Source organism: Nocardia sp. NPDC052316 (assembly GCF_044547795.1).
Classification (GTDB): Bacteria; Actinomycetota; Actinomycetes; order Mycobacteriales; family Mycobacteriaceae; genus Nocardia.
Genome location: NZ_JBIUBB010000004.1, coordinates 93,482 through 105,631 on the forward strand (window position 1 = coordinate 93,482; position 12,150 = coordinate 105,631).

A 12,150-nucleotide genomic window follows, 5' to 3' on the forward strand; every position below is an offset into this window, starting at 1 on the left:
TCGTGTGTGGCCGCTGACGCCACGTGCCACAGTGCGGCACGAACAGGTGCGAGACGCCCTTTGTGTTTCGCTCAGGTGATGATCAAAAGCTCTGTCGGCGAGGCGACTTCGGTGCGCAGCCCCGCTTTGCTCGCCACGCGGGCGAGGCCGCGCACGTCGGTGGGTTCGGCGCGGGTCAGCACCAGGGCGCGGGCGAGCAAGCCCTTGTGGTGCTTGTTGAAGTGGCTCACCACGGTGCGGCTGCCGTCGGGGTGCTCGGTGAGCACATTGGCGGTGACCGCGCCGGGGACACGGCCGAGCTGTTGATAAGTGCCGGAGCGCAGGTCGACGACCAGATCACCGTTGGCCTCGGCGAGCAGGGCGTCGGCGAGGGAGTCGCGCCACACCGCCGAAAGAGTGGGCAGGCCGGGCAGTTTCGAGCCGCCGGAGAGCCGGTAGGCGGGGATCGGGTCGCTCGCGCGCACCGCGCCGAACAGCGCCGAGCCGATGCCGAGCCGCGCGTACGCCTTGGCCCGCTGCGGTTTGCCGAACGAGCGTGCGTCGAGCGCGTCGTAGAGCACGCCGGTGTAGCGCTCCAGCGCGGGACGGGTGGGGGAGGTGCGCAGGGCCGCGTTGCGGGCGATCTCGCTGTCAGCCCCCTTGCCGAGGCCGAGCGCGGTGCGCGCGGCGTCCGGGTCGGTGGCCAGCTTCGTCACCGCGTCGACGAGCCGCTCGCGCACCGCTGTGAGCTGCGGCATCGACAGCGCGGCCAGGTCGAGGGGCACGTCAGTACCACCGTCGGACTTGGTTTCGGAGGGAGGCAGCAGCACCAGCACGAGCGATTACGGTAATGCGTTGCGAGCAGCGTCGCGCCAGCGACTACCCTGTGCATCCGTGATCACCCGCCTCTCTCGCCTTTTCCTGCGTACCCTGCGCGACGATCCCGCCGACGCCGAGGTGCCCAGCCACAAACTGCTCGTCCGCGCCGGATACGTGCGACGCGTCGCGCCGGGCGTCTACTCCTGGCTGCCGCTGGGCCTGCGAGTGCTGCGCCGGGTCGAGAACGTGGTGCGCGAGGAGATGGACGCGATGGGCGCCCAGGAGATCTCGCTGCCCGCGCTGCTGCCGCGCGACCCGTACGAGACCACCAACCGGTGGACCGAGTACGGCGACAGTCTGTTCCGTCTGCAGGACCGCAAGGGCGCGGACTACCTGCTCGGCCCGACGCACGAGGAGCTGTTCGCGCTCACGGTGAAGGGCGAATACAACTCCTACAAGGACCTGCCGGTCACCCTGTACCAGATCCAGAACAAGTACCGCGACGAGGAGCGCCCGCGCGCGGGCATCCTGCGCGGGCGCGAGTTCATCATGAAGGACTCCTACTCGTTCGACCTGGACGAGGACGGCCTCAAGGCCAGCTACGACGCGCACCGCGAGACCTACCAGCGGATCTTCGACCGGCTGCAGGTCAAGTACGTCATCGTGGCGGCCACCTCCGGCGCGATGGGCGGCAGCGCGTCCGAGGAGTTCCTGGCCGACAGCCCGGTCGGCGAGGACACGTACGTGCGCTGTGTCGAATCCGGTTACGCGGCGAACGTCGAGGCGGTGGTCACGCCCGCGCCCGAGCCGCTGCCGATCGAGGGACAGCCCGAGGCGGTCGTGCACGACACCCCGGACACCCCCACCATCGCGACGCTCGTCGACTGGGCCAACGGCGCCGGGATCGCCGAGCAGCTCGGCCGCCCGGTCACCGCGGCCGACACCCTGAAGAACATCATGGTCAAGCTGCGCCACCCGGACGGCAAGACCGAGATCGTCGGCGTCGGCATCCCCGGCGACCGCGAGGTCGACGACAAGCGCCTCGGCGCGTCCGTCGAGCCCGCCGAGGTCGAGCTGCTCACCGAGGCCGACTTCGCCGCCAACCCGTTCCTGGTGAAGGGGTACATCGGGCCGAAGGCGTTGCAGGCCAACGGCGTTCGCTACCTGGTCGATCCCCGCGTTGTCACCGGCACCGCCTGGATCACCGGGGCCGACGCGCCGGGCAAGCACGTCGTCGGCCTCGTCGCGGGCCGCGACTTCACCCCGGACGGCACCATCGAGGCCGCCGAGGTCCGCGACGGCGACCCGTCGCCCGACGGCCGCGGCCCCCTCGTCGCGTCGCGCGGCATCGAGATCGGCCACATCTTCCAGCTCGGCCAGAAGTACACCAACGCCTTCGACGTCGACGTGCTCGGCGAGAACGGCAAGCCGGTGCGTCTGACCATGGGCTCCTACGGCGTCGGCGTCTCCCGCATGGTCGCGGTGATCGCCGAACAGCAGCACGACGAGAAGGGCCTGCGCTGGCCCGCCGAGATCGCGCCGTACGACGTCCACGTCGTCATCGCGAACAAGGACGAGGCGGCCCGCGCCGGCGCCGAAGAAGTAGTGGCCGGACTCAACGCCCAAGGTCTCGATGTTCTCTTCGACGACCGCACCGCGTCCCCCGGCGTCAAGTTCAAGGACGCCGAACTGCTCGGCATGCCGCTCGTCCTCGTCGTCGGCCGCGGCTGGGCCGAAGGAAAGGTCGAACTCCGCGACCGCTTCACCGGCGAAGCCGAAGATCTCCCCGCCGACTCCGCCGTCGCCGCGGTAGTCGCCAGGGTGCGCGGCTGACCCATTACCTCGACCTGCGCGGCCCCGATGGACGTCCATCGGGGCCGCGCTTGTTGTTATGCCGCGGCGGGGCCGGACGGATGTCGGAGCGTGGCGGCGGCGACCTACGGGAGCGTAGGCGGGATTTGCGGTGTGACGTTGGGCGGACCTGCTCCGGCGTGCTGTTACCCGCTGGTAAGTTAACGGCATGACGAGCACCGATGCGTTGTTGTTCAACCCGGCCACTTATGACCCGAAGCAGTTCGATGCCGAGACTCGGCGGCTGTTGCGGGCGACGATCGAGTGGTTCGAGGGGCGGGGTAAGCGCCAGCTGCTCGCCGACGACGCGGACGCGGTGTGGACGGCGGAGTTCCTGGACTTCGTCGCGAAGGAGAAGCTGTTCGCCACCTTCCTGACGCCGGCCGCCTATGCCGACGGCGACGAGAACCGGCGCTGGGATGCGGCCCGCAACGCGGCGCTGTCGGAGATCTTCGGTTTCTACGGCCTCGCGTACTGGTACGCCGAGCAGGTGACCATCCTCGGCCTCGGCCCGATCTGGCAGAGCGACAACGAGGAAGCCAAGCAGCGGGCGGCCGCCGACCTGGCCGAGGGCCAGGTGATGGCGTTCGGGCTGTCCGAGCGCGAGCACGGCGCCGACATCTACAACACCGACCTGGTGCTGACCCCGAGCGCGCCGGGCAGTGCCGACGCCGAGGCGGGCATCCTGTTCCGGGCCAACGGTGAGAAGTACTACATCGGCAACGGCAATGTGGCGAGCATGGTTTCGGTGTTCTCGCGTCGCGCGGACGTCGAGGGCGCGGACGGCTACGTGTGGTTCGCCGCGGACAGTCGGCACGAGAACTACCGGCTGCTCGGCAACGTCGTGCACCAGCAGATGTACGTCAGCACGTTCCGTCTGGAGAACTACCCGGTGCGCGCGCAGGACATCCTGCACACCGGGCCCGAGGCGTTCTCGGCGGCGCTGAACACCGTCAACGTGGGCAAGTTCAACCTCTGCCACGGCGGCATCGGCATGGTCGAGCACTCCTTCTACGAGGCGATCACGCACGCCAACAACCGCATCCTCTACGGCAACCCGGTCACCGAGTTCCCGCATGTGCGAACGAATTTCGTCGACGCCTACGCCCGCATCGTCGCGATGAAGCTGTTCAGCGACCGCGCCGTCGACTACTTCCGCAGCGCGAGCCTGGAGGACCGGCGCTACCTGCTGTTCAACCCGATGACGAAGTCCAAGGTGACTTCCGAGGGTGAGACCGTGATGACGCTGCTGCTCGATGTGCTCGCCGCCAAGGGGTTCGAGAAGAACACCTACTTCGCCGAGGTGGCGCGCCTGATCAACACGCTGCCCCGGCTGGAGGGCACCGTGCACGTGAACGTCGGGCAGATCCTGAAGTTCATGCCGAACTACCTGTTCAACCCGAAGGATTACCCGGAGATCGGCACCCGCCAGGACGCCGCCGACGACGAGTTCTTCTGGCGTCAGGGCCCGGCCCGCGGCGCGGGCAAGGTGCAGTTCGCCGACTGGACCCCCGCATATACCAAGCACGCCGACATCCCCAACGTCGGCCGCTTCTTCGAGCAGGCCCAGGCGCTGCGCACGCTGCTGACCACCGCCGCGCCGAGCGACGATCAGCAGAAGGACCTGGACTTCATGCTGACCATCGGCCACCTGTTCTCCCTGGTGGTCTACGGCCAGCTGATCCTGGAGCAGGCCGCCATCACCGGCCTGGACCGCGATCTGCTCGACCAGATCTTCGACTTCCAGATCCGCGACTTCAACACCTACGCCACCACCCTCTACGGCAAGCCGTCGGCCACCCCCGACCAACAGGGTTGGGCCGCTTCGGCTTTGCGCCCGCCGGTAGCCGACCGGGCCCGCTTCGACCGGGTCTGGGCCGAGGTGGCGTCCTACGACGGCGCGTACGAGATGCGCCCGTAGGCCGACGATTCCGAACAGGCCGGTCCCGCGAACCGCGGGACCGGCCTTTTGCTCAGCGCCCACGACCAGCTGCACACTCGCCCGTGCCGCCACCGCAGCGCAGTGCTTTTGCGTTCGGTCGCAGTGGGTTCGACCGGTGCGGCGGTCAGACTTTGCCGGGGAAGGCCACCGTCGGCGGGTTGGTACCCAGGATCGCCTGCCAAGTGGCAAGGCGCACCGCGCATTCGGTGAGCGCATCAATGCCGAGCCTGCGCACGGGCTCGGAGTCGGCGCGCTCGACCACCGAGCGCCAGGCGACGGCGGTGTCGGTTTCGACCGTCGCCGCCAGCCGAGCGGCCGGAATCGGGTCGTCGACGGCGAACGGGACCGTATAGGCGGCACTCGGCGGTGGCACGGTGGCACCGCCCGCCGTGAGGGCGTCGATGGTGCTGTCTCGCCGCGCCCGGTGGGCCGCGGTGGTCTCGGCAACCAGTCGGCCGCGTTCGGCGGAGGCGTACGCGGCGATCACGCCGTAGGCGTACACCGCGCCGTACTCGGCGTTCAGCGCGTCGAGCAGGGCTCGGCGTTCGGCTTCGGTCATGCCAGCAACACCCCCGCCTGCGCCGCACAGGCCGCGCTGATCGAGGCGAGCAGCCCGGCCCGATAACCGGACTGGGTGCGCGCCAGTTCGGCGGCCGACTGTCGTGACTTGGTGAGCTGGGCGCGTAGCGCGTCCACGGTCGGCGGCGTGGTCGGCGGCACGGCCGTGCCGGACCCCACCGCGGCCGGGTCCGCGGACTGGCCGGGACCGTTCGTGCGGGTGCGGTGGACCGGTTTGGTGCCGTCGCCGTAGACGCCGATCACCCGATCGATCTCGGTCTGCAAAGCGTCTGCGTGCGCGGTCCTTTCGGCCGCGATCGCGGTCAGCGCACCGTGCCGCTGCGGCGCCAGCGCGATGGCCGCGGTCGCTGCCGCGGCGTCGGCCCTGGCCAGAACCTCTTGGGCGGCAAGCGGATCCGGCTCGTACACCTTGTCCTCGGTACCGCAGCCCGCGGCCGCGCCGAGCGCGAGCACGCCGGCCGTGCCGCCGCCGGCAAGCCGTAACATGCTGCGGCGGCCCATGGTGAACCGGGAATCGTGCCGGTCGGACGGGATGCCGGAGGTGCGCGCAGCGCTCGGCTGCGCGGGAAGGCGGATAGGCACGGCACCATCGTGCCAGATTCGCGAGGGGCGACCGGACCAGGCATCGCTGTTCGAGCTACGGCCGCCGCGGGTCCGTGCGGTTACGCTTCGCTGCCGCCGCCGCGCACCCGCGTCGTGGCGCGCGTAGTGCCTGCCCGATGGTCCTTTACACTCTCTGGGCGCGTTACGCTAGACCCTCGGTAGAAGAAATTCCGACCGCCGTCACAACTGAACCAGGAGCCGCCCCATATGCCGATGCCGACCGAGGAAAGGCTGAGCCAGCTGATAGCTGGACTCGTCGAACGCCGAGGATTCGACCTCGAGGGCGTCGATATTTCGACGACCGGCAAGCATGCGGACGCGCAGGCTCGACTGAAGGTGATCGTCGACAGCGACGGCCCTTCCGATCTGGATACCATCGCCGCTCTCAGCACCGAAGTCTCGGAGTTGCTGGACGAGGCAGGCGATTTCAGGGAAACCCCGTATCTGTTGGAAGTGACCACACCGGGCGTGGACCGCCCGCTCACCGCGGACCGGCACTGGCGTCGCGCGCGCGGGCGCAAGGTGCGCATCCACCTGCGCGATGGCGCGCAGGCCCCCGAGCCGGGTGGCTCGGCGAAGTTCGAGGCCAGGGTCGGCGAGCTCAGCGGCGATACAGTGGCCCTGGTACTCGGCGGCAAACACAAACCACACCGGGTGCGGATCCCGGTCGCCGACATCGCCGAGGCGGTGGTGCAGGTCGAGTTCGCCAAGCCGGGCGCCAGGGAGATGGAGCTCGCCGGCGGCGTGGTCCCCGGTCGCCCGATACCCGGTCAGGAAGATGATGTGCCGGCGGTCGACGCCGCGGATGTTCGAGGATCAACACCATTACTACCCGAATCAGCACCAGCGTCCGATTCGCCGACCGAAGGGATCGTGGAATGAACATCGAAATCGAAGCCCTGCGCGCGATCGTCGCCGACAAGGGGATCTCGATCGAGACCGTGATCTCCGCGATCGAGTCGGCGCTGCTCACCGCTTACCGGCACACCGAGGGCCATCAGCCCAACGCGCGCATCGACATCAACCAGAAGACCGGAACGGTCCGGGTGATGGCGCGCGAGCTGGACGCCGACGGCAACATGGTCTCCGAATGGGACGACACCCCAGAGGGTTTCGGCCGGATCGCGGCGACCACCGCGCGCCAGGTGGTGCTGCAGCGGCTGCGTGACGCCGAGAACGAGAAGTCCTTCGGCGAGTTCTCCACGCACGAGGGCGACATCGTCGGCGGCGTGGTGCAGCGCGACGCGCGAGCCAACGCCCGCGGCACCATCGTGGTGCGCATCGGCAGCGAGTTGCACGGCGCGGAGGGCCTGATCCCGCCCGCCGAGCAGGTGCCGGGGGAGACCTACGAGCACGGCGACCGGATCAAGTGTTACGTCGTCGGCGTCTCGCGTGGCCCGCGTGGCCCGCAGATCACCCTGTCGCGCACGCATCCGAATCTGGTGCGGCGGCTGTTCGCGCTCGAGGTGCCCGAGATCGCCGACGGCTCTGTCGAAATCGTCGCGGTGGCGCGCGAGGCCGGGCACCGCTCCAAGATCGCGGTGCGCAGCACCGTGTCCGGGGTCAACGCCAAGGGCGCCTGCATCGGGCCGATGGGGCAGCGCGTGCGCAACGTGATGAGCGAGCTGGCCGGCGAGAAGATCGACATCATCGATTACGCCGAGGATCCGGCCACGTTCGTCGGCAATGCGCTCTCGCCGTCGAAAGTGGTGTCGGTCACCATTGTCGATCCCGAGGCGCGCGCCGCGCGAGTGGTCGTGCCCGATTTCCAGCTCTCGCTGGCCATCGGCAAGGAGGGGCAGAACGCCCGTCTGGCCGCCCGGCTGACCGGCTGGCGGATCGATATCCGCAGCGACGCCGCCCCTGACATGGGCGGCGGCTCGGTGCGGACCGAGGCACACCGCAGTTGACCGGAACCGACGCGGCGCACCGTCCGTTGGACAGTACGGGTCGGGGATCGGACCGTCGGGATGACATGTTGGTAACTTCCGCGGGGGAGCGGTTCGTTGATCCGACCGGGTCGGCGGTAGAGTGGACACAGGTTCAGCACGCGCAACCGGTTCGGACCTGTATCGGATGCCGGAAGCGCGAGTTGGCCGCCGATCTGTTGCGGATCGTGGCACGGGAATCGGATACCGGAAACGGTGCCCACTCCGTCGCGATTGTTCCTGATCCGCGGCGCAGACTTCCCGGACGGGGTGCCTGGTTGCACCCCGTCTCGGCTTGTCTGACCGCGGCAGAACGGCGCCGAGCATTCGGCAGAGCACTAAGAGTGTCCGGAAATCTGGATATCTCAGCCCTGGAGAAGTACCTCGAGAACAGGCACGAGCACTCATGAGCACACCGTGAAGCACCAACGATGAACGTCCATCGGAGATAACCCGAGGTCGTGCGGGCCCCGTCCCTGAACAACGGGAGCACCTGCTCGACCTCTCAGTGAGGAGAGCAGTGGCAGGCAAGGCCCGCGTGCACGAGTTGGCTAAAGAGCTCGGTGTCACAAGCAAGGAACTACTCGCAACGCTCAAGGAGCAGGGCGAGTTCGTGAAGTCGGCGTCCTCGACGGTGGAAGCTCCCGTCGCGCGTCGGCTGCGTGAGTCGTTCGCAACGAAATCAGCCCCCGCGAACGGCAACAAGCCGGGATCACGCCCCGGCCCGTCCTCGTCGGCCCGTCCGGCCGCGAAGCCCGCAGGAGGTGGCCCGCGTCCGGGTCCCCGTCCGCCGGCTCCCGCGCCCGCTCCGGCCGCAGCGGCTCAGGACACCGTCCGTGAGGCCAGTGCCCCGCGGACCAGCGAGGGACCGGCCGTGAAGCCGGGCCCCGCCGCGCGTCCGACGCCGTCCCCCGCGGCCAGGCCCGCCGCCGCTCAGGAATCCGCACCGGCGGCTCCCGCCGCCGCGGCGTCCACCGAGGCAACCGCGAGCTCGGCGCCCGCACCGGCCGGGCCGCGCCCGACGCCGAACGCGGCGCGCCCTGGTCAGCAGCAGCAACGTCCCGGTGCGCCGGCACAGGGTGCCCCGCGCCCCGGTGGCTCGGGTCCGCGTCCGGGTCCGAAGACCCCGCGCGTCGGCAACAATCCGTATTCGTCGGCTCCCGAGCGGCCCGCGCCGCGTCCGGCGCCCGGTCAGGGTGGCCCGCGTCCGGGTCCGGCGCAGGGCGGTCCCCGTCCGGGTCCGGCCCAGGGCAGCCCGCGGCCGGGCACCCCGGCGCAGGGTGGCCCGCGTCCGGCGCCCGGTCAGGGTGGTCCCCGTCCCGGTGGCCCGCGTCCGAGCCCCGGCTCGATGCCTCCTCGTCCCAACCCCGGTGCGATGCCGTCTCGTGCGGCACGTCCGGGTGGTGCCGGTGGGCCCGGCGCCGGTCGTCCGGGTGGCCCCGGCGGCCGTCCCGGCGGCGGTGGCGGCGCAGGTCGTCCCGGTGGCGGCGGTGGCGGTGGCTACCGCGGCGGCGGCGCTCCCGGTGGTGGCGCGGGTGCAGGCACGGGTGCGCCCGGTGCCGGTGGCGCTCCCGGTGGTTTCCGTGGTCGCCCCGGTGGTGGCGGCGGCGGTCGTCCGGGTGGTCCCGGTGGTCGTGGCGGTGCGGCCGGTGCGTTCGGTCGCCCCGGTGGTGCGCCGCGTCGTGGCCGTAAGTCGAAGCGGGCGAAGCGCGCCGAGTACGAGAGCATGCAAGCGCCCGCCATCGGCGGCGTTCGCCTGCCCCGCGGCAACGGCGAGATCATCCGTCTCGCCCGTGGCGCCTCGCTCTCGGACTTCGCGGAGAAGATCGACGCGAACCCCGCTGCCTTGGTCCAAGCCTTGTTCAACCTCGGCGAAATGGTCACCGCGACCCAGTCGGTGAACGACGAGACCCTCGAGCTGCTCGGCAGCGAGATGAACTACGTCGTGCACGTGGTCAGCCCGGAGGACGAGGACCGCGAGCTGCTGGAGTCGTTCGACCTGACCTACGGCGAAGACGCGGGCGGCGAAGACGATCTCGAACAGCGTCCGCCGGTGGTGACCGTGATGGGTCACGTCGACCACGGTAAGACTCGACTGCTCGACACGATCCGTAAGGCCAACGTCCGTGAGGGCGAGGCCGGTGGCATCACCCAGCACATCGGCGCCTACCAGGTGCTGACTCATCTGGGCGAGAACGACCGCCTCATCACCTTCATCGACACCCCGGGTCACGAGGCGTTCACCGCCATGCGTGCCCGTGGTGCGAAGGCCACCGATATCGCGATCCTGGTGGTCGCCGCCGACGACGGCGTCATGCCGCAGACGGTGGAGGCGATCAACCACGCGCAGGCGGCCGACGTGCCGATCGTGGTGGCGGTCAACAAGATTGATAAGGAAGGCGCGAACCCGGACAAGATCCGGCAGCAGCTGACCGAATACAACCTGGTTGCCGAGGAATACGGTGGCGACACCATGTTCGTCGACATCTCCGCCAAGCAGGGCACCAACATCGACGCGCTGCTGGAAGCGGTGCTGTTGACCGCGGACGCGGCGCTGGACCTGCGGGCCAACCCGGACATGGACGCGCAGGGTGTCGCCATCGAGGCGCACCTCGACCGTGGCCGTGGCCCGGTGGCGACCGTGCTCATCCAGCGCGGCACGCTGCACGTCGGCGACTCGATCGTGGCGGGCGACGCCTACGGTCGCGTCCGTCGCATGGTCGACGAGCACGGCGAGGATGTCACCGCGGCGCTGCCGTCGCGGCCGGTTCAGGTCATCGGCTTCACGTCGGTGCCGGGTGCCGGTGACAACCTGCTCGTGGTCGACGAGGACCGGATCGCTCGCCAGATCGCCGACCGCCGCAATGCGCGCAAGCGCAATGCGCTGGCCGCACGCAGCCGCAAGCGGATCAGCCTGGAAGATCTGGATGCCGCACTGAAGGAGACTTCGGAGCTCAACCTGATCCTCAAGGGCGACAACTCCGGTACCGTCGAGGCCCTCGAAGAGGCGCTGCTCGGTATCCAGATCGACGACGAGGTTCGCCTGCGGGTCATCGACCGCGGTGTCGGTGGTGTCACCGAGACCAACGTCAACCTGGCGTCGGCGTCGAACGCGATCATCATCGGGTTCAACGTCCGGGCCGAGGGCAAGGCGACCGAGCTGGCGAACCGCGAAGGCGTGGACATCCGGTACTACTCGGTGATCTACCAGGCCATCGACGAGATCGAGAAGGCCCTCAAGGGCATGCTCAAGCCGATCTACGAAGAGGTCGACCTGGGCCGCGCCGAGATCCGCGCGATCTTCCGTTCGTCGAAGGTCGGCAACATCGCCGGCTGCATGGTGCTCGAGGGTTCGGTCAAGCGCAACGCCAAGGCGCGCTTGCTCCGGGACAACGTGGTGATCGCCGAAACGGTCACGATCTCCTCCTTGAAGCGGGAAAAGGACGACGTCACCGAGGTCCGTGAGGGCTTCGAATGCGGTTTGACGCTGACCTACAACGACATCAAGGAAGGCGACATCATCCAGGCCTACGAGCTGCGCGAGAAGCCGCGCGACTGAGTTCCCGACCGCGCGTCACGCCGGGCTACCCGCTCGGCGTGACGCGCGATCGAGCTGCTCGAAGCTCGTGTCCTGTCGACACAAAGAGGTGTGTAGGTGTTCCTGGGGGCACTCGAGTTCGACCTTCTCCTCGGCGACGTGCACTCATTGAAAGAGAAGCGTTCCGTGATCCGGCCGATTCTGGCCGAGTTGCAGCGCTTCGGCGTGAGCGCCGCCGAGGGCGGGGAGCAAGACCGCTATCGCCGATCATTGCTGGGGGTTGCCCTGGTCAGTTCCGGTATGGATCACCTGACCGAGGTACTCGACCGCTGTGAGCGGCATGTCGCGGCACGTCCGGAGTTACAGTTGCTGGCAGTACGCCGCAGGATCTTCGGGCCGGAAGACTGATAACGGTGGACCGTTGGTTCCACCGACAATAGACAGAGTGAGGAAGGTTCAGCCATGGTGGATCAAGCCAGGGCACGCCGACTCGCCAAGCGGATTTCCTCGATCGTGGCGACCGCGATCGAATATGAGATCAAGGATCCGCGGCTGGGTTTCGTGACCATTACCGATGCCAAGGTCACCGGCGATCTGCGCGAGGCGACGGTGTACTACACGGTCCTCGGCGAAACCTTGGACACCGAACCGGACTACCAGGGCGCCGCGGCGGGCCTGGAGAAAGCCAAGGGGGTGCTGCGCTCGAAGGTGGGCGCGGGCACCGGCGTGAAGTTCACGCCGACCCTGGCGTTCGTGCTCGACAAGGTGCCCGAGGTCGCCAAGGACATGGAAGAGCTGCTGGCCAGGGCCAAGGCCGCGGACGAAGAGGTGGCGAAAGTGGCGGCCAACGCCAGGCACGCCGGCGACGCCGACCCGTACAAGGTCGAACGCGACGACGCAGAGTGACATGC

11 protein-coding genes are annotated in these 12,150 nt (G+C 69.0%); 8 read left to right on the top strand and 3 right to left on the bottom strand.

The window, feature by feature from the left end:
• Positions 1–71: 71 nt before the first annotated feature.
• The gene (yaaA, locus tag ACIHA7_RS18700) at positions 72–815 is read right to left on the bottom strand and encodes a peroxide stress protein YaaA (protein ID WP_397291012.1); all 744 of its coding nucleotides are present in this window, start codon (positions 813–815) and stop codon (positions 72–74) included.
• A gap of 58 nt (positions 816–873) precedes the next feature.
• On the opposite strand from yaaA, the gene ACIHA7_RS18705 reads away from it, so the two are divergent.
• Both ACIHA7_RS18705 and ACIHA7_RS18710 read left to right on the top strand, forming a co-directional pair.
• Entirely contained in the window at positions 874–2,631 is a 1,758-nt protein-coding gene (locus tag ACIHA7_RS18705) for a proline--tRNA ligase (RefSeq protein ID WP_397291014.1), read from the top strand.
• A gap of 187 nt (positions 2,632–2,818) precedes the next feature.
• Positions 2,819–4,570 carry an acyl-CoA dehydrogenase family protein gene (locus ACIHA7_RS18710; protein ID WP_397291016.1) on the top strand — a complete coding sequence of 584 codons (1,752 nt, stop codon included), beginning with the start codon at positions 2,819–2,821 and terminating at the stop codon, positions 4,568–4,570.
• Positions 4,571–4,715: 145 nt separating this feature from the next.
• Here ACIHA7_RS18710 and ACIHA7_RS18715 read toward each other — a convergent pair whose 3' ends face one another.
• Both ACIHA7_RS18715 and ACIHA7_RS18720 read right to left on the bottom strand, forming a co-directional pair.
• The gene (locus tag ACIHA7_RS18715; RefSeq protein WP_397291019.1) at positions 4,716–5,150 is read right to left on the bottom strand and encodes a ferritin-like domain-containing protein; all 435 of its coding nucleotides are present in this window, start codon (positions 5,148–5,150) and stop codon (positions 4,716–4,718) included.
• Entirely contained in the window at positions 5,147–5,671 is a 525-nt protein-coding gene (locus ACIHA7_RS18720) for a hypothetical protein (RefSeq protein ID WP_397293084.1), read from the bottom strand. The genes ACIHA7_RS18715 and ACIHA7_RS18720 overlap by 4 nt, the downstream gene beginning before the upstream one ends.
• Before the next feature lie 309 nt (positions 5,672–5,980).
• Between ACIHA7_RS18720 and rimP the strand changes: the two genes are divergently transcribed.
• The 6 genes from rimP to rbfA all read left to right on the top strand — a co-directional run bounded on the left by rimP (position 5,981) and on the right by rbfA (position 12,145).
• Positions 5,981–6,655 carry a ribosome maturation factor RimP gene (gene rimP / locus ACIHA7_RS18725; RefSeq protein WP_397291021.1) on the top strand — a complete coding sequence of 225 codons (675 nt, stop codon included), beginning with the start codon at positions 5,981–5,983 and terminating at the stop codon, positions 6,653–6,655.
• Entirely contained in the window at positions 6,652–7,683 is a 1,032-nt protein-coding gene (gene nusA / locus ACIHA7_RS18730; protein WP_107658281.1) for a transcription termination factor NusA, read from the top strand. Before rimP ends, nusA begins: the two co-directional genes overlap by 4 nt.
• 68 nt (positions 7,684–7,751) lie before the next feature.
• Entirely contained in the window at positions 7,752–8,111 is a 360-nt protein-coding gene (locus ACIHA7_RS18735; protein ID WP_397293085.1) for a YlxR family protein, read from the top strand.
• Positions 8,112–8,221: 110 nt separating this feature from the next.
• The gene (infB, locus tag ACIHA7_RS18740) at positions 8,222–11,260 is read left to right on the top strand and encodes a translation initiation factor IF-2 (RefSeq protein ID WP_397291023.1); all 3,039 of its coding nucleotides are present in this window, start codon (positions 8,222–8,224) and stop codon (positions 11,258–11,260) included.
• 96 nt (positions 11,261–11,356) lie between these two features.
• The gene (locus ACIHA7_RS18745; RefSeq protein WP_107660755.1) at positions 11,357–11,647 is read left to right on the top strand and encodes a DUF503 domain-containing protein; all 291 of its coding nucleotides are present in this window, start codon (positions 11,357–11,359) and stop codon (positions 11,645–11,647) included.
• Between the two features lie 54 nt (positions 11,648–11,701).
• Positions 11,702–12,145 (top strand): 30S ribosome-binding factor RbfA, encoded by a 444-nt coding sequence (gene rbfA / locus ACIHA7_RS18750; RefSeq protein WP_107658279.1) that lies wholly within the window; start codon positions 11,702–11,704, stop codon positions 12,143–12,145.
• The last annotated feature ends 5 nt before the right edge of the window (positions 12,146–12,150 follow it).